General features: G+C 67.4%; 21 protein-coding genes and 2 tRNA genes. 8 read left to right on the plus strand and 15 right to left on the minus strand.

Going from position 1 to position 22760, the window contains the following annotated elements; genetic code table 11:
- Nucleotides 1-26 precede the first annotated feature (26 nt).
- Complete coding sequence (locus EIK80_RS24310) at nucleotides 27-1259, plus strand: NAD(P)/FAD-dependent oxidoreductase (RefSeq protein WP_125159590.1); 1233 nt, start codon at nucleotides 27-29, stop codon at nucleotides 1257-1259.
- On the opposite strand, the gene mscL is transcribed toward EIK80_RS24310, so the two are convergent.
- The 5 genes from mscL to aroA form a co-directional block, all read right to left on the minus strand.
- Nucleotides 1249-1671, minus strand: coding sequence for a large-conductance mechanosensitive channel protein MscL (gene mscL / locus EIK80_RS24315; RefSeq protein WP_125159591.1), 423 nt, complete (start codon nucleotides 1669-1671; stop codon nucleotides 1249-1251). The genes EIK80_RS24310 and mscL overlap by 11 nt on opposite strands.
- A gap of 82 nt (nucleotides 1672-1753) precedes the next feature.
- The gene (locus EIK80_RS24320; protein WP_010921415.1) at nucleotides 1754-2044 is read right to left on the minus strand and encodes an integration host factor subunit beta; all 291 of its coding nucleotides are present in this window, start codon (nucleotides 2042-2044) and stop codon (nucleotides 1754-1756) included.
- A 224-nt stretch (nucleotides 2045-2268) separates the two neighbouring features.
- Complete coding sequence (rpsA, locus tag EIK80_RS24325; protein WP_125159592.1) at nucleotides 2269-3978, minus strand: 30S ribosomal protein S1; 1710 nt, start codon at nucleotides 3976-3978, stop codon at nucleotides 2269-2271.
- A gap of 151 nt (nucleotides 3979-4129) precedes the next feature.
- Complete coding sequence (cmk, locus tag EIK80_RS24330; RefSeq protein ID WP_125159593.1) at nucleotides 4130-4774, minus strand: (d)CMP kinase; 645 nt, start codon at nucleotides 4772-4774, stop codon at nucleotides 4130-4132.
- A gap of 1 nt (nucleotide 4775) precedes the next feature.
- A complete protein-coding gene (gene aroA / locus EIK80_RS24335) occupies nucleotides 4776-6107 on the minus strand; it encodes a 3-phosphoshikimate 1-carboxyvinyltransferase (RefSeq protein ID WP_125159594.1) in 1332 nt (443 codons plus the stop codon).
- Nucleotides 6108-6224: 117 nt separating this feature from the next.
- Here aroA and EIK80_RS24340 point away from each other — a divergent pair, with 117 nt between their 5' ends.
- From EIK80_RS24340 to EIK80_RS24360, 4 genes are all read left to right on the plus strand, one after another.
- The gene (locus tag EIK80_RS24340; RefSeq protein WP_125159595.1) at nucleotides 6225-6689 is read left to right on the plus strand and encodes a TIGR02300 family protein; all 465 of its coding nucleotides are present in this window, start codon (nucleotides 6225-6227) and stop codon (nucleotides 6687-6689) included.
- 230 nt (nucleotides 6690-6919) lie between these two features.
- A tRNA-Ala gene (locus tag EIK80_RS24350) sits at nucleotides 6920-6995 on the plus strand.
- 176 nt (nucleotides 6996-7171) lie between these two features.
- A complete protein-coding gene (locus EIK80_RS24355; RefSeq protein ID WP_125159596.1) occupies nucleotides 7172-7600 on the plus strand; it encodes an Hsp20 family protein in 429 nt (142 codons plus the stop codon).
- A gap of 84 nt (nucleotides 7601-7684) precedes the next feature.
- Complete coding sequence (locus tag EIK80_RS24360) at nucleotides 7685-7957, plus strand: DUF1150 domain-containing protein (RefSeq protein ID WP_125159597.1); 273 nt, start codon at nucleotides 7685-7687, stop codon at nucleotides 7955-7957.
- A 33-nt stretch (nucleotides 7958-7990) separates the two neighbouring features.
- Here EIK80_RS24360 and ptsN read toward each other — a convergent pair whose 3' ends face one another.
- The 9 genes from ptsN to EIK80_RS24405 form a co-directional block, all read right to left on the minus strand.
- Nucleotides 7991-8455, minus strand: coding sequence for a PTS IIA-like nitrogen regulatory protein PtsN (gene ptsN, locus EIK80_RS24365; protein ID WP_125159598.1), 465 nt, complete (start codon nucleotides 8453-8455; stop codon nucleotides 7991-7993).
- A gap of 86 nt (nucleotides 8456-8541) precedes the next feature.
- Nucleotides 8542-9174 (minus strand): ribosome hibernation-promoting factor, HPF/YfiA family, encoded by a 633-nt coding sequence (hpf, locus tag EIK80_RS24370; protein WP_125159599.1) that lies wholly within the window; start codon nucleotides 9172-9174, stop codon nucleotides 8542-8544.
- 63 nt (nucleotides 9175-9237) lie between these two features.
- Nucleotides 9238-9849: an exopolysaccharide biosynthesis protein gene (locus tag EIK80_RS24375; RefSeq protein ID WP_125159600.1), complete on the minus strand. Its 612-nt coding sequence runs from the start codon at nucleotides 9847-9849 to the stop codon at nucleotides 9238-9240.
- A 36-nt stretch (nucleotides 9850-9885) separates the two neighbouring features.
- Nucleotides 9886-11385, minus strand: a complete 1500-nt coding sequence (gene rpoN, locus EIK80_RS24380; RefSeq protein ID WP_125159601.1) for an RNA polymerase factor sigma-54 — start codon at nucleotides 11383-11385, stop codon at nucleotides 9886-9888.
- Nucleotides 11386-11606: 221 nt separating this feature from the next.
- Nucleotides 11607-12365, minus strand: a complete 759-nt coding sequence (gene lptB, locus EIK80_RS24385; RefSeq protein ID WP_125159602.1) for an LPS export ABC transporter ATP-binding protein — start codon at nucleotides 12363-12365, stop codon at nucleotides 11607-11609.
- An 8-nt stretch (nucleotides 12366-12373) separates the two neighbouring features.
- Nucleotides 12374-12943: an LptA/OstA family protein gene (locus EIK80_RS24390; protein ID WP_199743614.1), complete on the minus strand. Its 570-nt coding sequence runs from the start codon at nucleotides 12941-12943 to the stop codon at nucleotides 12374-12376.
- A 61-nt stretch (nucleotides 12944-13004) separates the two neighbouring features.
- Nucleotides 13005-13667, minus strand: coding sequence for an LPS export ABC transporter periplasmic protein LptC (lptC, locus tag EIK80_RS24395; protein WP_125159604.1), 663 nt, complete (start codon nucleotides 13665-13667; stop codon nucleotides 13005-13007).
- A complete protein-coding gene (locus EIK80_RS24400) occupies nucleotides 13634-14251 on the minus strand; it encodes a ribonuclease D (protein ID WP_125159605.1) in 618 nt (205 codons plus the stop codon). Before EIK80_RS24400 ends, lptC begins: the two co-directional genes overlap by 34 nt.
- A gap of 155 nt (nucleotides 14252-14406) precedes the next feature.
- Nucleotides 14407-14493: transfer RNA gene (locus EIK80_RS24405), tRNA-Leu, on the minus strand.
- A gap of 168 nt (nucleotides 14494-14661) precedes the next feature.
- On the opposite strand from EIK80_RS24405, the gene EIK80_RS24410 reads away from it, so the two are divergent.
- A complete protein-coding gene (locus EIK80_RS24410; RefSeq protein WP_125159635.1) occupies nucleotides 14662-15621 on the plus strand; it encodes a complex I NDUFA9 subunit family protein in 960 nt (319 codons plus the stop codon).
- Nucleotides 15622-15704: 83 nt separating this feature from the next.
- Here the strand turns inward: EIK80_RS24410 and EIK80_RS24415 are convergent, their stop codons facing one another.
- Complete coding sequence (locus EIK80_RS24415; RefSeq protein ID WP_125159606.1) at nucleotides 15705-16508, minus strand: undecaprenyl-diphosphate phosphatase; 804 nt, start codon at nucleotides 16506-16508, stop codon at nucleotides 15705-15707.
- A gap of 229 nt (nucleotides 16509-16737) precedes the next feature.
- Between EIK80_RS24415 and EIK80_RS24420 the strand changes: the two genes are divergently transcribed.
- Both EIK80_RS24420 and gltB read left to right on the plus strand, forming a co-directional pair.
- Nucleotides 16738-18186: an NAD(P)-dependent oxidoreductase gene (locus tag EIK80_RS24420; RefSeq protein ID WP_125159607.1), complete on the plus strand. Its 1449-nt coding sequence runs from the start codon at nucleotides 16738-16740 to the stop codon at nucleotides 18184-18186.
- An 18-nt stretch (nucleotides 18187-18204) separates the two neighbouring features.
- A complete protein-coding gene (gltB, locus tag EIK80_RS24425) occupies nucleotides 18205-22728 on the plus strand; it encodes a glutamate synthase large subunit (RefSeq protein WP_125159608.1) in 4524 nt (1507 codons plus the stop codon).
- Nucleotides 22729-22760 lie beyond the last annotated feature (32 nt).

A 22760-nucleotide genomic window follows, 5' to 3' on the forward strand; every position in this document is an offset into this window, starting at 1 on the left:
TGGTCCCACGATCCGATTGAGGTCTCATGGACGAGGTCGACATCGCGATCGTGGGCGCCGGCGCCGCCGGGCTCGCCGCCGCCGAGGCCGTGGCCGCCAGCGGGCTCAAGGGTGTCTTGCTGGAGGCTCGCGACCGTCTCGGAGGCCGCGCCCATACGATCCCCACCTCCGTCGGCCCCATCGATCTGGGCTGCGAGTGGCTGCACTCTGCCGACGTGAATCCTCTGGTCGCCAGGGTCGAGGCCCTGGGCCTGACGCTCGACAAGACCCCGCCGCCCTGGGCCAACATCGCCGACAGCCCGGACTTCAGCCGCGAAGAACGCGCCGCGTTCGGCGAGGCGTTCCTGGCCCTCGACGCCCGGCTCGAGGCGGCCGCCAAGGACGGCGGCCCCGACCGCCCGGCCTCGGACCTGATGGATCCCGACAGCCCCTGGACCCCGCTGCTGAACGCCTTCAGCGCCTTCTACAACGGCGCGGAGTTCGATCAGGTCTCGCTGCGCGACTACGCCGCCTATGAAGACACCGAGGTCAATTGGCGGGTGGCCGAAGGCTATGGAACAGCCATTTCGCGCCTGGGCGGCGGCCTGCCGACGCGCCTGTCCTGCCCCGTCTCGATGATCCGCCACGACGGTCCGCGCGTGGTGCTGGAGACGGCGCTGGGCGCGCTTTCGGCCAGGACGGTGATCGTCTGCGCGCCCACCGCGATCCTCGCCGCGGGCGCCTTGCGATTCATGCCCGCCCTGCCCGACAAGCTGGACGCCGCCGCCGGCCTGCCGCTGGGCCTGGCCGACAAGGTGTTCCTGAAGCTGGACGAGCCGGACATGTTCCCGCCGGAGACCCAGCTCTATTCCGACCCTCGCGTCACGGCGACCGGCGCCTATCACCTACGGCCGCTGCACAGGCCGATGATCGAGGTGTTCCTGGGCGGCGCCCACGCCCGCGCGCTGGAGGGCCAGGGACCCGGCGCGGCGGCGGCCTTCGCGGTCGACGGGCTGGTCGGCGTGTACGGCGGCGGCATCCGATCGAAGGTCCACGTGATCGCCGAGACGCACTGGGCCGCCGACCCTTTCGCCGGCGGCTCCTATTCCCACGCCCTGCCCGGCCATGCCGGCGCAAGGGCCGTGCTGGCCGCGCCGGTCGACCAGCGCCTGTTCTTCGCCGGCGAGGCCTGCAGCCCCAACTTCTTCTCCACCGCCCACGGCGCCTGGCTGACGGGCCAGGCGGCGGCGCGGGCGGCTATCGAGAGCCTCAAGCCTTAGGCTTGGCCAGCAAGTCGCGGATTTCGGTCAGCAGCTTCTCTTCCGGCGTCGGAGCCGGCGGGGCGCTGGGCGCGGGCTGCTCAGCGTCCTGGCGGCGGATGCCATTGACCACCTTGACCAGCAGGAACACCACCATCGCGACGATGAAGAACTGGATCAGGGTGTTGATGAAGGCGCCGTACATGATCGAGACCTTCTCGACCGCCTCGGTCGCCGGATCCTCGGGCCGCAGCACCCATTCCAGCTTGGAGAAGTCGAGGCCGCCGGTCAGCAGCCCGATCGGCGGCATGATCACCTGGTCGACCAGACTCTTGACGATGCCGTTGAACGCCGCTCCGATGATCACACCGACAGCCAGGTCGATGACGTTGCCCCGGGCGATGAACTCGCGGAATTCCTTGACGACGCTCATGACAAAACTCTCGCTGCCTCGAATACGGCGCGAAGGCTGAAGGCGTTCGCCGTCCAGGGTCAACCCCGGGTCACGATTGTTGTTATTCGTCGCCGTCGGCGTTGAGGCGGGCGCGCAGTTCCTTGCCGCTCTTGAAGAACGGCACGTGCTTGGCGCGGACGTCCACCGCCTCGCCGGTGCGCGGGTTACGACCGGTGCGGGCGGGGCGCGAGCGGACCGACAAGGCCCCAAAACCGCGCAGCTCGACGCGGCCGCCGTCCTCCAGGGCTCCGATCATGCGCTCAAGGATCACGCCGACCACGCGTTCGACGTCTTTCTGCGTCAGGTGCGGATTTTCATTCGCGAGCCTGGCGATGAGTTCAGACTTGATCATCGATATCCCCGGAACGCCCTTGGGAGGAGAAAGGCGCGAGCGGACCTTTGCCCAACGATGGCTGAGTCTTCAAGGGGTTGCGTGAGATTCTCGAACGGGGTTCGGTTAACGGCCGCCCTTCGCCAACCCTTCGCCGCGCGGATGACCACGAACTGCCCGGCAAAAGAAAACGGCGGCCGGATCGCTCCGGCCGCCGCTGACTTCAACCCACAAGGGGAGGAAGACTATTCCTTGGAAGCGCGCTCGCGCAGAGCGGCGCCCAGGATGTCGCCCAGCGAAGCGCCGGAGTCCGACGAGCCGAACTGCTCGATGGCTTCCTTCTCTTCGGCCATTTCCAGCGACTTGATCGACAGCGACACGCGGCGAGCCGCCTTGTCGATGTTGGTGATCTGAGCGTCGACGCGGTCACCCACGGCGAAGCGCTCGGGGCGCTGTTCCTGACGATCGCGCGACAGGTCCGACTTGCGGATGAAGGCGGTCATCGGAGCGTCGTCTTCACCGAAGCGGACTTCGATGCCGCCCGACGTGACTTCCGTGACGGTGACGGTCACGGTCTGGTTCTTGCGGTAGGTGTCGCCCGACATCGGGTCGCCAGCCAGCTGCTTGATGCCCAGCGAGATGCGTTCCTTCTCGACGTCGACGTCGAGAACCTTCGCCTTGACCACGTCGCCCTTCTTGTAGCGGGCCATGGCTTCTTCGCCCGGGACGCTCCAGTCGATGTCCGACAGGTGCACCATGCCGTCGATGTCGTTGTCGAGGCCGACGAACAGACCGAATTCGGTCGCGTTCTTGACTTCGCCTTCGACGGTCGAACCGACCGGGTGCGCTTCCAAGAAGGCTTCCCACGGGTTGGCCAGGGCCTGCTTCAGGCCCAGCGAGACGCGGCGCTTGGACGGATCGACGTCCAGGACCACGACGTCGACTTCCTGCGAGGTCGAGACGATCTTGCCGGGGTGGACGTTCTTCTTGGTCCACGACATTTCCGAGACGTGCACCAGGCCTTCGACGCCGGCTTCCAGCTCCACAAAGGCGCCGTAGTCGGTGATGTTGGTGATGCGGCCCGTGAACTTGGCGCCGACCGGGTACTTGGCTTCAACGCCGTCCCACGGATCCGACTGCAGCTGCTTCATGCCGAGGCTGATGCGCTGGGTGTCCGGGTTGATCTTCACGATCTGGACCTTAACGGTGTCGCCCACGGCGAGCACTTGGCTCGGGTGGTTGACGCGCTTCCAGCTCATGTCGGTGACGTGCAGCAGGCCGTCGATGCCGCCCAGGTCGACGAACGCGCCGTAGTCGGTGATGTTCTTGACGACGCCTTCGCGGATTTCACCCTCTTGCAGCTGCGACACCAGTTCGGTGCGCTGCTCGGCGCGGGCTTCTTCCAGGATGGCGCGACGCGAGACGACGATGTTGCCGCGCGGACGGTCCATCTTGAGGATGGCGAAGGGCTGTTCCTTGCCCATCAGCGGGCCGACGTCGCGGACCGGACGGATGTCGACTTGCGAGCCCGGCAGGAAGGCCGAGGCGCCGCCCAGGTCGACGGTGAAGCCGCCCTTCACGCGGCCGACGATGGCGCCCATGACGGGTTCGTTGCGGGCGTAGACGCCTTCCAGACGGGTCCAGGCTTCTTCGCGCTTGGCCTTTTCGCGGCTGATGACCGCTTCGCCCATCGCGTTTTCGAGGCGTTCCAGGAAGACTTCGACGGTGTCGCCGGTCTTGATGGTGGCCTTGCCGTTCTCGTCGACGCCGAATTCCTTCAGCTGGACGCGACCTTCGGTCTTCAGACCGACGTCGATGATGGCGAAGTCCTTTTCGATCCCGACGACCTTGCCCTTGACGACGGTGCCTTCCGCGAAATCGCGGCCGCCCATCGAGTCATTCAGCAGCGCTTCGAAATCGTCGCGCGTCGGGTTGAAGCTCATATCGTCAGCCATGCTGATCTTTAGTCTCGTAGGTTGGGGGAAGCCCTGTGATGAGCGCCGCTGGAGAAAGCGGTTCTCGGGATTCCGGATGAAATGGGTTTGTCTGCGGTCCCGCGATGTTCTCTCTATCGCGGCGAGGTCGGCGGTGGATTTGCCCTACCGGCTAGAGCCGGTGGTGGGCGCGCGCGTCCTCGACGATACGGCGGGCCGCATCGAAGGCCTGCTCTATAGTCATTTCCGACGTGTCGAGCAAGACGGCGTCTCGCGCCTGAGTCATCGGCGCGTCCTTGCGGCCGCCGTCTCGCGCGTCGCGCTTGTGGATATCGGCCAGGATGTCCTCGAAATCCACGGCCTCGCCCTGGCCCGTCAGCTGCTTCCAGCGCCGCTCGGCGCGGATCTCGGGACGCGCGGTGACGTACAGCTTGGCCGGCGCGCCGGGGGCGATCACCGTGCCGATGTCGCGCCCATCCAGCACCGCGCCGGGCTCGCGGCGGGTGAAGTCGCGCTGCAGGTCGAACAGGGCCGCCCGAACGCCGGGATGCACGGCCACGCGGCTGGCGGCCTCGCCGGCCGCGCGCGTCCGCACCTCGGCGCGGTCCAGGTCCGAAAGATCCAGGGCGCGCGCCACGCCCTCGGCCGCGATCGGGTCGTCCAGGTCTCCCGCCCCGGCGAGCACGCCCACGCCCACGGCGCGATACAACAGGCCGGTGTCGAGCAGGGGATAGCCATAAAGCGCCGCCAGGCGTCCGGCGATGGTGCCCTTGCCCGAGGCGGCGGGGCCGTCGACGGCGATGACGAAGCCCGCCACGTCAGGCCTCCGCCAGGGTCGCGCCCAAGCCGCGCATCAGGTCGCCGAAGCCCGGGAAGCTGGTGGCGATCATGCCCGGCTCGTCGACGGCGACCGGAGCCTGGGCGGCCATGCCCAGGATCAGGTGGCTCATGGCGATCCGGTGGTCGCCATGGGTCTCGACGGTCGCCCCGCCCCGCGGCGGCTGGCCGGTCCCGCGGACGATGAAGCCCTCCGGCTCCTCCTCGACGTCGACGCCGCAGGCTTCGAGACCCGCCGCCGTCAGGGCGATGCGGTCGCTTTCCTTGACGCGCATCTCGCCGACGCCGCGCATCACCGTCTCGCCTTCCGCGAAGGCGGCGGCGATGGCCAGGATCGGATATTCGTCGATCATCGACGGCGCGCGCTCGGGCGGGACGATCACGCCCTTGAGCTTGGAATAGCGGGCGGTGATGTCGCCGACATCCTCGCCGCTGGCGACGCGCCGGTTCGAGATCACCAGGTCCGCGCCCATTTCCTGCAGGGTCGCGAAGAGGCCGGTGCGCAATTCGTTGAGCATCACGCCCTCGACCGTCACTTCCGAGCCGGGGACGATCAGCCCCGCGACCAGCGGGAAGGCCGCCGACGACGGGTCGCCCGGAACGGCGACATGCGCGCCAGTCAGCTTCTGGCCTTCCGGCAGGCGAATGTGGCGGAAGGTCTTCTCGCCGACGACCCGGTCCTCGACCATCACCTCGGCCCCGAAGGCGCGCAGCATGCGCTCGGTATGGTCGCGGGTGGCTTCCGGCTCGATGACCTCGACGCCGCCCTCGGCGTGAAGGCCGGCCAGCAGCACGGCCGACTTCACTTGGGCCGAGGCCATCGGCAGGGTGTAGTTCAGGCCGCGCAGATTGCCGCCCTTCAGCGTCAGGGGCAGACGGCCCCTGTCGCGACCCAGCCAGGTCGCGCCCATGCGGGCCAGCGGATCCAGCACCCGGCTCATCGGACGGCTGCGCAGCGAACTGTCGCCGGTGAAGGTCGCGCAGATCGGAAAGCCCGCCGCCGCGCCCATGATCAGGCGCACGCCGGTGCCGGCGTTGCCGCAATCGATCACGTCGGCCGGCTCCTCGAACCCGCCCTTGCCCTCGATGCGCCAGCGGCCAGCGCCTTCCTGCTCGACGCGCGCGCCGAAGGCCCGCATGGCCCGCGCGGTGGCGAGCACGTCGTCGCCTTCCAGCAGGCCTTCCACCGTCGTCGTCCCGGTCGCCAGCGCGCCCAGGATCATCGATCGGTGGGAAATGGACTTGTCACCCGGGGCCCGCACGATCCCTCGCAGAGCGCCTGCGGGTGCGCTCTTTAATCCAGCCGACGACATGCCGAAACCGGCTCCTTGGTGCTTGGTGGTTTTCGCGAAGGGGTTTGCTTTTGACAGCGGGCTCTCGTCATGGCAAGTGACCGGCCGCTTTTCCCATCCGGATCAAAGGGTCGCCACTTGGCCAATCCCGAATTGGGCGCAAAACAAATTTGCCCCAACTGCCAATCCAAATTCTACGATCTCGGCCGCCGTCCGGCCGTGTGTCCCAAGTGCGGCGAGTCGTTCGACCCGGAAGAGGCGCTGAAGTCGCGCCGCGTCCGCGCTCGTTCGATCACGCCGGACTATGACGCCGAGGACGAGAAGCCCGCCCCCGCGCCCAAGGACGAGGACGGCTTCGAGGACGAAGTCGATGAAACGCCGGAAATCGACAAGGTCGAGCCGGACGTCATCGAGACCGACGACGAAGACGTCGAGCCCGGCGCCGCCCCCGCGGGCGGTGACGACCTGGGCGTCGACTTCGCCGAGGACGAGGATCTCGCCGAGGACGAAGCCGACGACGTTCCGTTCCTGGAGGACGAGGACGACGACGACAATCTCGACGACGAGATCGAAGGCCTGCCCGGCGAGGGCGACGACGACTGATCCTTGAGGTCGGCCACGTGATGGATAGCCGGGTTCGGATCCCCGAAACCGGCTATCCACAGGGGTTTTCCGGGGTGCGACACTTTTCTCGAAAAAAGTTCGAGAAGAGGCTTGATCCCAAAAAAATCCCGGACTAGTTTCCGCGCCTCTTCGGGGGGCGACGCAAGTCGGAAACGCCTAAGAGACCAAGGATTTCCGAGAGTTACCTCCGGGTTCTCGAAGAAAAATTTGGGGCTATAGCTCAGCTGGTAGAGCGCTTGAATGGCATTCAAGAGGTCAGCGGTTCGACTCCGCTTAGCTCCACCATCAAGGCCCGGACGGAAACGTCCGGGCCTTGTCCATTTCCGGGCCCCGCCGCCTTGGCCCCCCTTCCCCTTGAAGTGATCGCCCCCGGCCTCCACATCTGAAGTCGTGTCGTGGGGATCGGCGCCGATCCTCGGGTTTATCTCCGCGAACGAAGTCGCTTGAGCGAGGACTTCGCGATGAACCGGACCATCATGTTCGACAGCCCCTTCCTGCTGGGCTTCGAGCACACTCGAGACCTGATCGAGCGCGCCGCCAAGGCCGCGTCGGAAAGCTATCCGCCCTACAATGTCGAGCAGGCCGACAACGGCGGCGTGCGCATCACCCTGGCCGTGGCGGGCTTCTCGCCCGACCAGCTGCAGGTGACGGTCGAGGGCGGCCAGCTTGTCGTCGCCGGCAAGCGCGACAGCGCCGACGGCCGCGGCGATGCCGAGCGGGCCTTCCTGCATCGCGGGATCGCCGCGCGGGGCTTCGTGCGCACCTTCATCCTCGCCGAGGGCATGGAGGTGACCGCCGCGACCCTGGAGCATGGCCTGCTGCACATCGATCTGGCCCGGCCCGAACCCGAGCGTCTCGTGAAGAGAATTCCCATTCGCAGCGCGGGCTGAAACGCCGCGCGGAACCCGCCCCGCCGATCTGGGCTCTGAACCGGCCGGAGAAAGGCGCGTTCCCTAATCAAGGAGGTGGTCATCATGACGCCCAACACGCACTACAGCAGCCCGCTCTTCACCAGCGAAGCTTTCGCTGCCCTTGGCGCGCCCGACCTCGTCTATGTCCGGCCGATCAAGGCGGCCGAGATCCTCGCCGACGTCCCCGAGGGCGTGCAGGACTTCAACCTGGCGCCCGACCAGACCCTCTATGCCGTGTGCCGCGCGGATGGCGCGCGCCTGGCCGTGATGATCGACCGTGACACCGCGATCGCCGCCGCCCTCGCCCACGAACTGGCGCCGGTGTCCGTCCACTAGAGACTTGGAGGGCCGCCCCGCCGGGGCGGCCTTTCAGGCGGCCGTGCTGGTCGCTTCGTCGGTCAGCAGCACATGAATGGCGTCGGCCGAACGCGCCTGGCGCAACGCCGCCCGGGTTTCGGGCTGACGCATCATCCGCGCCACCCGCGCCAAGGCCCTCAAGTGTTGGGCGCTGGCGTCGCGGGGCGCGAACAGAGCCACCAGAAGATCGACAGGCTTGTCGTCCAGGGCGTCAAAGGCCACTGGCGTATCCAGGCGCACCACGACCGCGCGAACGCGATCCAGGCCGTCCACGCGCGCGTGCGGAATAGCCACGCCTTCGCCGACGCCGGTCGAGCCGGCGGCCTCGCGGTCCATCAAGCCTTCAAGGGTGGTGTGGGCGTCTACGCCCAGCACGCGGGCGGCGACATCGGCGACCAGGGAAAGAGCCTGGCGCTTGCCGGGCGCGCCAGCGCGCAGCGCCACCGCTCCGGGGTCCAGAAGATCGCCAATGGTCATGGACGTACAAAGCTCGCTAGATGCCGACCGCCTTGGCGCCGTCGCCGCGAATCCGCCGCGACGGCGCCAGACCATGAAGGATCCGGTTAGCTCGCGGTTGACCCGTGCCCGTTCAGCGACTTCGTGCGTTCGGGGTCGATCCAGCCGATATTCCCGTCTGGACGCCGATAGACCACGGACAACCCGCCGTGGGCGGCGTTCCTAAACACGATTGCCGGGTATGCGGTCAAGTCCAGTTCCATGACAGCCATGGAAACGGTCATTGTCTTCACCGCGGCCTGGGTCTCCGCGATGACCATCGCCGCGGGCGCGCCCGTCGGGTGGTCGGCGTCAACTTCCCAGTCGTGCTCTTCGCCCTCGTCGACTTCCGGGGCCTTCAGGACGAACATCGCGGCGTTCTCGACCTGCTTGGCCGTGGCCGCCGGCGAGTGGCTCTTCAGCCGCCGCTTGTACCGCCTGATGCGGGTGTCGATCTTGGCCAGGGCCGAGTCGAACGCGGCGTGCGCGTCGCCTCCCGATCCATGACTGATAAGCTGCTGACCCGAAGCCAGCTTTACCGAGCAATCGACACGGAAGGCGTAGCCATCCTTGCTGACCACGACCTCGGCGTTGCCGCCGCGATCGAAGTATTTCCCAATGCTCAGAGCGATTTCGTCGGAGACTCGCACTCGCAGAGCCTCACCAACGTCGACATGCTTGCCGGAGACTTGGACTTGCATGTGACTACAACGCGCCTGTCGCAGGCGGGTGTCAAGCGGCGCCTTAAAGGCCTGTGGACGACCTCAGAGAAGCCCCGAAAAGACGCTCAGGAGCTTGCGCACGGCCATCACGACGACGTGCGCGCTGACGAACAGAAGCGCCCCGCTGCCGATGGCCATCAGGTAGCCAAGCAGGGCCAGAACGCCGTCGCGCTGGAGCAGCGCGAGAGCCAGGACGGCGACCGTCGCGCCGGGCGCCAGGTTGCCCAACGGGATGGGCAGAACCAGCACCAGGGCCAGCACGGTGCAGACCACGCCGATCGCCCGCTCGCCCAGGGGTGCGAACATCGGTCGCAGGCGCGGACGGGTGATCAGCTCCATGCTGCGCACGATCGGCGCCAGTCGGCGGAAGAGCCCGCGCAGGTCGTCGCGCTTCAGGGGTTTCTCGATCAGCCCCCTGGGCAGCCACGGCGTATCCGCGCCCATGGCGATCTGCGGCGCCAGGAACAGGATCGGCAGCGACAGGATAGTGGAGGAGCCTGGCGGCAGCGGCAGGGTGTTGAGCAGGCCGAAGACCAGCAGCATCGCCCCGAAGGCGCGGCTGTCGAACGCCTCCAGCATCTCGCCCACGGTCAGGACCGGCCGACAGTCCTCGCCGAAACCCTCGATGACATCCGCGAGCGACTTCTCGTGCATTCCAACCTTCCAGGCGATAGTAAACGCGGAAGGGGACTAGACCGCTTCCTTCATCTGGCGGCGACGCTCCACCGATGACGGAATCCGCATGGCCTCGCGGTACTTGGCCACGGTCCGGCGGGCGATGTCGACCCCGGCGGCCTTGAGAATTTCGACGATGGCGTCATCGGAGTGGACGTCGGCCTCCGTCTTCTCGGCGTCGACCAGGCCCTTGATCTTGTGGCGGACGCTGGCGGCCGAGTGGGCCTCGCCGCCTTCCGACGACTGGATGGCCGAGGTGAAGAAGAACTTCAGCTCGAACACGCCGCGCGGGGTGGCGATGTACTTGTTCGAGGTGACGCGACTGACCGTGCTCTCGTGCATGCCGATGGCGTCGGCGACGGTCTTCAGGTTCAGCGGGCGCAGGTGCTCGACGCCGTAGGCCAGGAAGCCGTCCTGCTGGCGGACGATCTCGCTGGAGACCTTGAGGATGGTCTTGGCGCGCTGGTCCAGGCTCTTCACCAACCAGTTGGCCGTGGCCATGCAGTCCGAGACGAAGGTCTTCTCCTGATCGGTGCGCGCGCCCTTGGCGACGCGGGCGTGGTAGCGCTGGTCGACCAGCACGCGCGGCAGGGTGTCGGTGTTCAACTCGACATGCCACATGCCGCCCAGGCCCTCGCGGACCATGACGTCGGGCACCAGGGTCTCGGCCGGTTCGCTGTGATAGGCCGCGCCGGGACGCGGGTTCAGCGCGCGGATCTCGGCGACCATCTCGCGCAGGTCCTCGTCGTCGACGCCGCACAGCCGCCGCAGGGCGGCCATGTCGCGCTTGGCCAGCAGCTCGAGATTATCGAGCATGGCGGCCATGGCGGGGTCGTAGCGGTTCTGATCCTTCAGCTGCAGCGCCAGGCACTCGCGGACGTCGCGGGCGAAGACGCCGACCGGCTCGAAGCCCTGCAGGATGGCGAGCGTCTCCTCGACCATCTCCAGCGGACAACCGAGGCGCTCGGCCAGTTCGATGACGTCCAGACGCAGATAGCCCCCCTCGTCGACGGCGTCGATCAGGATCTCGGCGACGGCGTTGCGGGCGGGGCTGAGCGCCGCCTGGACCAGTTGCGCGCGCAGGTGGGCGGCCAAGGTCGGGACGTCGGTCAGGGCGCGCTCGTAGCCGTCGTCGCTTTCGAAGGAGCCGCCGCCGCCAGCGCGGGACCAGTCGATCTGACCGCCGGCGTGCTCGGCGCCGGCTTCCGCGCCGTCGCCGGTGGCGCGTTCGCCCGGCGAGACATCCTCGTGCGGCGTATCCATCTCGCGACCGGCCGTGGTGTCGGCCACGGCGTCGACATGGGTCAGGCTGGCGTCGCGGACGGCCTCGACCTCGCCAGCCGGCTCGTGCTCACCCTCGTCGCGTTGCAGGAGCGGGTTACGCTCCAGCTCCGCCTCGACGAAGGCGTCGAGCTCGATGTTCGACAGTTGCAGCAGCTTGATGGCCTGCTGCAGCTGTGGAGTGATGACGAGGCCCTGACCCTGACGGATCTCGAGGCGGTGGCTGAGCGCCAATGCGCCCTCCTGACAAATCGAATACTTCGATCGCCATTGAAGGGCCTGTTTGGTTAACGGGTCGCCAACGCCTGCAATTCTTGGGCCGGTGCGACGTTCCGTCTCGGAAAATATCGTGCGAGAGGCCTTAACCCTTGCGGGCCAAGGGCTTGACCCAGGCGCGGAGGCTGAACACGGAAGCCTTTCCTAGACTCCCGCGCGCCTTGATCGCCTCGTCTTTTTTAATCCCCGAGGCGGGGTTCGCTGAAGCTGTCGCCCAGATAGACGCGCTTTACTTCCGGGTTCTCGACGATCTCGCGCGGCGAGCCCTCGAACAGCACCTCACCGGCGTGGATGATCGAGGCGCGGTCGATGATGTCCAGCGTCTCGCGCACGTTGTGGTCGGTGATCAGGATGCCGATGCCACGGCTCTTGAGATAGCCGATCACGTCGCGGATGTCGGCGATGGCCAGCGGATCGATGCCGGCGAACGGCTCGTCCAGCAGCATGAACGACGGTTCCGAGGCCAGGGCGCGGGCGATTTCCACGCGGCGGCGCTCACCGCCCGACAGGGCGACGGCCGGCGACTTGCGGATGTGGGTGATGCGCAGCTCTTCCAGAATGCTGGTGACCTGCTCGCGCGCCTTGCGCGGGTCCTTCTGGCGCATCTCCACGACGGCCATGACGTTCTGCTCGACCGTCATGCCCCGGAAGATCGAGGCTTCCTGCGGCAGATAGCCGACGCCGAGACGGGCGCGCTGGAACATCGGCTGGGCGGTGATGTTCTCGCCGTCGAGATAGATCGCGCCGTAGTCGGCGGCGATCAGACCCGTGACCATGTAGAAGCAGGTCGTCTTGCCCGCGCCGTTCGGGCCGAGCAGGCCGGCGACCTCGCCGCGCTTGAGGCGCAGGGAGACGTTCTTGACGACCGGACGGTCGCCGAACGACTTGCCCACGGAATCGACGAACAGGCCGTCCATGTCGTTGGAGGTCAGGGTCATGGAGGATCCTAGCGCGGGGCGGCGGGCTGGGCGGGCGCGGCCGGCGCGTCGGTCTTCTTGTCGTCCTGATAGAACACCGCCCGCACCCGGCGCTGGCTCTTGCTGGCGCTGTTCGACTCCAGCCGGGCGTCGTTGGTCTTGGTGTTGACCGTCAACTTGTCGCCGCGCGCCACGTCCTTGCCCTTCACCAGCACCACGTCGCCGGTGACGATCGCGATATTGTTGTCGAAGGTGTAGACGGCGCGGTCGCCGCGGGCGGTCTGCGTGTCGCTGACCATATAGACGCCGCCCTCGGCCTCCATGCGCTGGGCCGCGCCGCAGGCGTTGGCCCCGTCCGCCGTCGTCCCGGCCTTGCGGGCGCTGTACACCGTCACCTTCTGGGCGCGCAGGCGCGAGCGGTTCTGCAGGATCTCCACATTGCCCGTGAAGATCGTGATGCACTTGCTGTTGATGGTTTCCTGGTTGTCGGCGGAAACATCGACCGGCGTGCTCGAGTCTTGGGCGTAGGCCGCGCCGCTGGCCCCAATCCCACCAAGGATCAACGCGGTCGTCACCGCCGCCGCCGTCCATCGCTTCATCAGAACCATGTCCTCATCCGTCGCGGCCGCATCCAAAGCGAACCTGCGCCATTGATCTTCTTTACTGCCGTTCGAACCGGGCGCGAACCCCACCCCGGAAGATGACGCGATCGCCCTTGTCATATACGGAGTAGGCGTTGGATTGCACCTGCCCGCTGGGGCCTTCGCCGTTCATTATCGTCTCGCCGGTGACATCGCCGGTCTTGGTGTCGACGAACGACTCCTCGGACGCGAAGCGATAACCGGCGCCATCGTCCAGACGGACATCGTCCTTCAGGCTCAGGCCGAAATTGTCCTGGCGGTAGACGCCGTGCTTGGCGGTCATCCGCGTCGGCGTGGGCGAGCCCAGGTCCAGGGTCAGCGCCGGCTCGTCCAGGATGATGCGGCGCGGGTCGTTGTCGTCGCGGATCGCCGAGCGCGCCGTGATCATGAAGCTGCGGCCATCGGTCGACTGACCGTAGAAGCGCGGGGTGATCAGGCGGATCTCGGTCTTGGCCTCGGTCGGCGGGTGGGTGGCGGCCATGTAGGTTCGCCAGCCGACCTGCGAGGCGACGATCAGCAACAGGCCCGCGATCGCGGCCGGCAGGATGATGCGCGCGGCCAGAACGCGGCGCGAGCGGCGACGCCAGCGCGCGAGGTCGGCGCTCATCGTTCGTCCGGTCATGACCGCGGTCGGTTGCATCGCGTCCGTCAGCTGTGGGCGAAGATGTCCATCTCTTCCCAGCCGGCCAGGTCGAGCGAGGCGCGGTGGGGGAGATAGTCGAAGGCGTGTTGCGCCAGGGCCATGCGGCCTTCGCGCTCGAGCATGGTGTTCAGCTTCAGGCGCAGCGCGTGCAGGTGCAGCACGTCCGAGGCGGCGTAGGCCACCTGGTCGGCGCTCAGCGACGGCGCGCCCCAGTCCGACGACTGCTGCACCTTCGACAGCTCCACGCCCAGCAGCTCGCGCGTCACGTCCTTCAGGCCGTGGCGGTCGGTATAGGTGCGGGCCAGCTTCGAGGCGATCTTGGTGCAGTAGACGGGCGCGGTCACCACGCCCAGATGGAGTTCGAACATGGCGATATCAAAGCGGCCGAAGTGAAAAAGCTTCAGCACGGCCGGATCGGTCAGCAGGGCCTTCAGGTTCGGGCAGTCATAGGTCGCGCGATTCAGGCGCACCACGTGCGCGTCGCCGTCGCCCGCCGACAGCTGGACCACGCACAACGGATCGCGGCCAAGGCGCAGACCCATGGTCTCCGAATCGATGGCGATGACGCCGGCGCCCGAGAAAACGCCGTCGGGCAGATCGCCCTCGTGAACGAAATTAGCCAAGTCTCAAACTCCGGCGATCACATCGCGCCCGCGCGAGCGCGTTCAACCACGCGCCCGATTGGAACGCGCGACACTTATACTCACGATGAACGAATTAGCATCCGGAGGATTTTTTGGCGCCACCCCCGCTTCTCGAAAGAAGCTCGGTAAAGGGGTGGTGCCCAGGAGAGGACTCGAACCTCCACGACCTTTCGGTCACTGGCACCTGAAGCCAGCGCGTCTACCAATTCCGCCACCTGGGCCCGCTGCGCAACCGGGTAGGTCGCTGCGAGGCCGGGACGTTTAGGGAAAGCTTCTGACGCCGTCAACAGACAAAAATCGATAAGTCGCGATTTCATTGCGAAGCCGCGCTCAGTCGTCTAATTCCCCCGTTATCGCGGTAGAGTCATCGCATGCGACGAGGAATGAAGATGCAAGGTCTGGTCACGGTGTTCGGCGGCTCCGGTTTCGTGGGCGGCCAGGTCGTGCGGGCGCTCGCCAAGGCGGGCCATCGCGTGCGGGTGGCCGTGCGCCAGCCCAATCTCGCCTATCGCATGCGGATGCTGGGCGACGTCGGCCAGATCGAGGTGGTCCAGGCCAATGTCCGCAATCCAGCCTCGATCGCCCGCGCCCTGGACGGCGCCGAGGCCTGCGTGAATCTGGTGGGCGTGCTCTGGGAGAGCGGTCGCCAGAAGTTCCAGTCGATCCATGTCATGGCCGCCCAGAACGTGGCCCAGGCCGCCGCCAAGGCCGGCGTGAAGCATCTGGTCCACATGAGCGCCCTGGGCGCCAACGCCGAGTCGGAGTCGAAGTACTTCCGCACCAAGGCCGAGGGCGAGGCCGCCGTCCGCGCCGCCTTCCCGGGCGCGACCATCGTCCGCCCGTCGCTGGTGTTCGGCGTCGATGACAAGTTCTTCAACAGGTTCGCCCAGATCGCCGCCCTGTCGCCCGTGATGCCGCTGGTCGGCGGCGACAGCCGCGTCCAGCCGGTGTTCGTCGCCGACGTCGCCGCCGTGATCGCCAAGGCCGCCGCCAGCCCCGCGGCCGTCGGCGTGACCTATGAACTGGGCGGGCCGACCGTCTACACGATGCGCGAGATCATGCAGCTCATCCTGACCGAGACCGGCCGCGCCCGGCCGCTGGCCCCGCTGCCCTGGCCGGTGGCCTCGCTGATCGGCGCGCTGGGCGACATGGTCGCCGGGATCCTGCCGCCGCCGCTGACCAGCGACCAGGTCGAGATGCTGAAGGTCGACAATGTCGCCGAGCACGGCCTGCCGGGCCTGGCCGAGGCCGGCGTGGTCGGCACGAGCGTCGAGGCCGTGGTCCCGACCTATCTCTACCGCTATCGTAAGGGCGGCCAGTACGCCGAGACCCCCGCGGGCGCGTTCTAGGCGACACGCGCCTCACCAAGACGACAAAGGGCGGACGCCGCGCGGCGTCCGCCCTTTTTCTTTCGCCGGCGTCGCCGGTTGGATCAGGAGCGCAGGTAAAGCACCGCCAGGCCGCCGACCCCCACCACGATCCGCCACCAGGCGAACGGGGCGAAGCCGCGCTTGCCGATGAAGTCGAGCATGTACTTCACGACCACCAGGCCCGACAGGAACGACACGACGAAGCCAATGGCCACCACGCCGACATGGCCGGCGTCCAGGGCGTCGCGGTTCTTGTAGACGTCCAGGGCGAAGGCCCCGACCATGATCGGGATCGCCATGAAGAAGCTGAACTCGGCGGCGGCCCGACGCTCGATGCCGAACAGCATGGAGCCGACGATGGTCGAACCCGAGCGCGACACGCCGGGGACCAAGGACAGGCACTGGAACAGGCCGACGATCAGCACCTTGTGCAGCGGCAGGTTCATGGCGTCGTGATCGACGGCCGGCGGCGCCTTCTTGTCGATGAACAGCAGGATCACCCCGCCGATCAGCAGCGACCAGCAGATGATCAGCGGGCTCTCGAACAGGAACGTCTTGATCATGTCGTGCAGCAGCAGGCCCGCCGCGAAGGCCGGGATCACCGCGATGATGACGCTGAGCGCGAAGCGCCGCGCCTCGGGCTTCGTGGGCAGGCCGATCAGCACGCCCCACAGCTTCTGGAAATAGAGGGCGACCACCGCAAGGATCGCGCCCAACTGGATCAGCACGATGAAGGTGTCCCAGGACGGGTCCTTCAGCCTCAGGGCCTCCTTGGCCAGCAGCAGGTGACCGGTCGAGGAGACGGGTATGAACTCCGTCAGCCCCTCGACCAGACCCAGAATGATCGCGCTCAGCCAGTCAGGCATTGTTCGGCTCCAAAATCCCGTACTGGCCTGCGCCCGACACGGTAAACAGGTCGTAAATCCACAAAGTAGACTATTATGAGGACGATTTGCGAGTCGATCTCAAAGACCGCACCCCTAACATGGATATATAAGTCTATTTATTTGACCATGACATTCTTCTTGCCTGAAAGAGTCCGTATGAGGCCGTCGAGAGCAATTTTTCTCCCGTCAGGGAGACGAGGGAAGTCGCATGGCCGAACGCATGCTGAAATTCACGACGGTAGCCCGCAAGACGCCTGAAAAGCGCGCGGCGACTGAGCGTTCGGGCGACTTCCACGAGATCTACGCGGACTTCATCGACGCGAAAGCGACCGAGCAGGCCTCGCGCTGCTCGCAATGCGGCGTGCCGTTCTGTCAGACTCATTGCCCGCTGCACAACAACATCCCCGATTGGCTGAGAATGACGGCCGAGGGCCGCCTGGAAGAAGCCTACGCCCTCTCGCAGGCGACCAATTCCATGCCGGAAGTGTGCGGCAGGATCTGCCCGCAGGATCGCCTGTGCGAGGGCAATTGCGTTATCGAGCAATCCGGTCACGGCACGGTGACGATCGGCTCGGTCGAGCGCTACCTGACCGACAAGGCCTGGGAGATGGGCTGGGTGAAGCCGCTGGTCGCCGGCGAAGCGCGCGGTCAGTCGGTCGGCGTGATCGGTGCGGGCCCCGCCGGCCTGGCGGCGGCAGAGATGCTGCGCGAGGCTGGCTACGACGTCACCGTCTATGACCGCCACGACCGCGCCGGCGGCCTGCTGATCTACGGCATCCCCGGCTTCAAGCTGGAGAAGGACGTCGTCGAGCGCCGCACCCGCCGCCTGGCCGAAGGCGGCGTCGAGTTCAAGCTGGGCTTCGAGGTCGGCAAGGACGCCACGCTCGAGGACCTGCGCGGAAAGCACGACGCGGTGCTGATCGCCGTCGGCGTCTACGCCGCGCGCGACCTGACCGTTCCGGGCGGCGGCAGCAAGGGCGTGGCGCCCGCCCTGGACTATCTGATCGCCTCCAACCGCGTGGGCCTGGGCGACAGCGTGCCGGTCTACGAGTCCGGCGAACTGAACGCCGAGGGCAAGGACGTGGTCGTGGTCGGCGGCGGCGACACCGCCATGGATTGCGTCCGTACGGCCATCCGCCAGGGCGCCAAGTCGGTCACCTGCCTCTATCGCCGCGACAAGGCCAACATGCCGGGCTCGATGCGCGAGGTTTCGAACGCCGAGGAAGAGGGCGTCACCTTCGAATGGCTGGCCGCGCCGCGCGCCCTGTCGGGCGAGGCCGAAGCCGTCACCGGCGTGCGCGCCATCCGCATGCGCCTGGGCGCGCCGGACGCCTCGGGCCGCCAGAGCCCCGAGGAAATTCCCGGCGGCGACTTCGACCGCCCCGCCCAGCTGGTGCTGAAGGCCCTCGGCTTCGAGCCCGAGAACCTGCCGGAAGCCTGGTCGGCCCCGGACCTGAAGGTCACCCGCTGGGGCACGGTGAAGGCCGACGTCCGCAATCAGATGACCAATCTGGACGGCGTGTTCGCCGCCGGCGACATCGTCCGCGGCGCTTCGCTGGTCGTCTGGGCGATCAAGGACGGCCGCGACGCCGCCGACGCCATCCACCGTTACCTGCAGGCCAAGGTCGGCGCGCCCGCGCTGATCGCGGCGGAATAAGAGAGAGGATCTAGAACCATGAGCGAGATGGACCTCTATCTGAAGAACCGTCAGGCCCTGATCGACGGCCACGCCTACGACCCCTCGACCGAGCGCGACGCGTGCGGCGTCGGCCTGGTCTGCGCCATCGACGGCCAGCCGCGCCGCGAGGTCGTCGAACTGGCGATCAAGGCCCTCAAGGCCCTCTGGCACCGGGGCGCGATCGACGCCGATGGCAAGACCGGCGACGGCGCCGGCGTTCTGGTCTCGGTTCCCCAGGACTTCTTCATCGACCAGGTGCGTCGCACGGGCCACGCTCTGCGGTCGGGTCCGATCGCCGTCGGCCAGATCTTCCTGCCCCGCACCGACCTGGGCGCCCAGGAAGCCTGTCGCACGATCGTCGAGGCCGAGGCCCTGCGCTTTGGCTTCTACATCTACGGCTGGCGCCAGGTGCCGGTCGACACCTCGGTGATCGGCGAGAAGGCCAACGCCACCCGTCCGGAAATCGAGCAGATCATGCTGGCCGGTCCGGCCGGCCTGGAAGGCGAGGCGCTGGAGCGCGCCCTGTTCCTGTGCCGCAAGCGCATCGAAAAGCGCGTCCACGCCCAGAACATCAGCGACTTCTACATCTGCTCGCTGTCGGCCAAGTCGCTGATCTACAAGGGCATGTTCCTCGCCGAGCACATCGACGAGTTCTATCCCGACCTGAAGGACGACCGCTTCGCCGCCGCCGTGGCGATCTTCCACCAGCGCTATTCGACCAACACCTTCCCGCAATGGCGCCTGGCCCAGCCCTTCCGGATGCTCGCCCACAACGGCGAGATCAATACGATCAAGGGCAACGTCAACTGGATGAAGTCCCACGAGATCAAGATGGCCGCCCAGGCCTTCGGCGAGTTCGGGGACGACGTGAAGCCGGTGATCCAGCCGGGCGGCTCGGACAGCGCCAACCTCGACAACACCTTCGAGGTGCTGGTGCGCGCCGGCCGCGACGCGCCGATGGCCAAGGCCCTGCTGGTGCCGGAGGCCGCCAATCCGAAGATGAAGGCCGCCCACAAGGCGCTCTATTCCTACTGCAACGCCGTGATGGAGCCGTGGGACGGTCCGGCTGCCCTGTGCGCCACCGACGGCCGCTGGGTCGTGGCCGGCAAGGACCGCTCGGGTCTGCGCCCGCTGCGCGTGGCCTATACCGACGACGGCCTGGTCATCATGGGTTCGGAAGCCGGCATGTGCGGCGTCGAGGAAGCCCGCATCACTCGCAAGCTGGCCATCTCGCCCGGCCGGATGATCGCCATCGACCTGGCCGAGGGCCGCCTGTACGGCGAGAACGAGATCATCGACGAACTGGCCGAACGCCACCCCTACACGGAATGGCTGGGCAACATGGTCGATCTCGAAAAGCAGATCGGCCCCGGTCCCGAGCCGCGCAAGTACGGCCGCGAGGAGCTGACCCGCCGCCAGGCCGCCGCCGGCTATAGCCTCGAGGATCTGGAAATGATCCTCGCCCCCATGGTCGAGGAGGGCAAGGAAGCCGTCGGCTCGATGGGCGACGATACGCCGCTGGCGGTGCTGTCGGAGAAGTACCGTCCGCTCAGCCACTACTTCCGCCAGAACTTCAGCCAGGTGACCAACCCGCCGATCGACCCCCTGCGGGAGACCGGGGTGATGAGCCTGAAGACCCGCTTCAAGAACCTCGGCAACATCCTGGCCCAGGACGCGGCCCAGGCCGACGTCTACGTGCTGGAAAGCCCCGTGCTGACCACCGGCATGTACGAGCGGATCCACGGCCTGCTGGGCGAGAAGAACGTCGCGGTCATCGACTGCACCATGCCGCTGCCCGCGCCCGAAGCCCGGGACGGCGACGCCCTGCGCGCCAATCTCGACCGCATCCGCGCCGAGGCCGAGGACGCCGTGCTGCGCGGCTGCGGCGCGATCGTCCTGACCGACGAGGCCAGCGCCGAAGACCGCGTCGCCCTGCCGATGATCCTGGCCACCGGCGGCGTCCACGCCCACCTGGTGGGCAAGGGCCTGCGCTCGTACGTGTCGATCATCGTCCGCTCGGCCGAGTGCCTGGACACGCACTATTTCGCCGTTCTGGTCGGCGTGGGGGCGACGGCGGTCAACGCCTATCTGGCTCAGGAAAGCTTCCAGGACCGCCTGGAGCGCGGCCTGCTCGGCGACAAGTCGCTGAAGGACGTGTGCCTGAACTTCAAGGGCGCCATCGAGGGCGGCCTGCTGAAGATCATTTCGAAGATGGGCATCAGCGTCATCTCCTCGTACCGCGGCGGCTACAACTTCGAAGCCGTCGGTCTGTCGCGCGCCCTGGCCGCCGAGTTCTTCCCCGGCATGCCCTCGCGCATTTCCGGCATCGGCCTGGCCGGCATCGAGAGCAAGACGGTCGAGCTGCACCGCAAGGCCTGGGGTCTGACGGCGGTCACCCTGCCGGTCGGGGGCCTCTACAAGGCTCGCCGTTCGGGCGAGGCCCATGCCTTCGAAGCCCGCCTGATGCACACCCTGCAGACAGCGTGCGACACCGGCGACTACGAGCTCTATCGCCGCTGGTCGAACGGCCTTCGCACCCAGAAGCCGATCCAGCTGCGCGACCTGCTGGACTGGCGCTCGGACCGCAACCCGATCTCGACCGACGACGTCGAGAGCGTCAACGAGATCCGCAAGCGCTTCGTCACGCCCGGCATGAGCCTGGGAGCCCTCGGCCCGGAGGCCCACGGCGCCCTGAACATCGCCATGAACCGCATCGGGGCCAAGTCGGTCTCGGGCGAGGGCGGCGAGGATAGCGCGCGCTACAAGCCGCTGCCCAACGGCGACAACCCCAACAGCGCCATCAAGCAGGTGGCCTCGGGCCGCTTCGGCGTCACCGCCGAATATCTGAACCAGTGCGTCGAGCTGGAGATCAAGGTCGCCCAGGGCGCCAAGCCCGGCGAGGGCGGCCAGCTGCCCGGCTTCAAGGTCACCGAGATGATCGCCCGCCTGCGTCACGCCACGCCCGGCGTCATGCTGATCAGCCCGCCGCCGCACCACGACATCTATTCGATCGAGGATCTCGCCCAGCTCATCTACGACCTGAAGCAGATCAACCCGGTCGCCCGCGTCACGGTGAAGCTGGTCGCCGCCACCGGCATCGGGGCCATCGCCGCCGGCGTCGCCAAGGCCAAGGCGGACGTGATCCTGGTCGCCGGCGGCGTCGGCGGCACGGGCGCCTCCCCCCAGACCTCGGTGAAGTATGCCGGCGGTCCGTGGGAGATGGGTCTTTCGGAAGCCAACCAGGTGCTGACGCTGAACAACCTGCGCCACTCCGTGGTCCTGCGGGCCGACGGCGGCATGCGCACGGGCCGCGACATCGTCATCGCCGCCATGATGGGCGCCGAAGAATTCGGCATCGGCACCGCCTCGCTGGTGGCGATGGGCTGCATCATGGTCCGCCAGTGCCACTCCAACACCTGCCCGGTCGGCGTCTGCACCCAGGACGAGGCCCTGCGCGCCAAGTTCACCGGCACGCCGGACAAGGTCATCAACCTCTTCACCTTCGTCGCCGAGGAGGTTCGCGAGATCCTGGCGGGCCTGGGCTTCCGATCCTTGCAGGAAATCGTCGGCCGCACCGATCTGCTGGCGCAGGTCAGCCGCGGCGGCGAGCACCTCGACGACCTCGACCTGAACCCGCTGCTGGTCCGCGCCGACCCGGGCGCGAACAAGCCCTACAACACGGTCGTCGGCCGCAACGCGGTGCCGGACACGCTGGACGCCCAGATCGTCCGCGACGCCGCCCCGCTGCTGGAACGCGGCGAGAAGATGCAGCTGACCTACACGGTCCGCAGCACCGCCCGCACCATCGGCACGCGCACGTCCAGCCACATCGTCCGCAAGTTCGGCATGAAGGGCCTGCCCGCCGGCCACCTGACCGTCCAGCTCAAAGGCTCGGCCGGCCAAAGCCTGGGCGCCTTCGCGGTCCAGGGCCTGCGCATCGAACTGACCGGCGAGGCCAACGACTATGTCGGCAAGGGCCTGTCGGGCGCGACGATCGTGATCAAGCCGGCTCGCGGCCTCGCGGCCCCGGAAACCAACACCCTGATCGGCAACACCGTGCTGTTCGGCGCCACCTCGGGCCGGCTGTTCGCGGCCGGACAGGCGGGTGAGCGCTTCGCGGTCCGCAACTCCGGGGCCACCACCGTGGTCGAGGGCTGCGGCGCCAACGGCTGCGAGTACATGACCGGCGGCCAGGTGGTGATTCTGGGCCCGACGGGCGGCAACTTCGGCGCGGGTATGACGGGCGGCATGGCCTTCGTGCTCGACCAGCACGACCGCTTCGAGGACAACATCAATCCCGACAGCATCGTCGTGCAGCGCCTGGCCTCTCCCTATTGGGAAGGCGTGCTGCGCTCGCTGATCGCCGAGCACGCTCGTGAAACGGATTCGGTGTTCGCCGAAACCCTGCTGCGCGACTGGGACCGCGTGCGGGATCAGTTCTGGCAGGTCTGCCCGAAGGAAATGATCAGCCGCCTGCCCCAGCCGCTGGCGTCCGAGCAAGCTGTGCACGAGCGGGCCTGATCCGCCTGACGTTCTGAAATGGAGACCGCCGC

Source organism: Caulobacter sp. 602-1, assembly GCF_003931565.1.
In the GTDB taxonomy this organism is placed as follows: Bacteria; Pseudomonadota; Alphaproteobacteria; order Caulobacterales; family Caulobacteraceae; genus Caulobacter.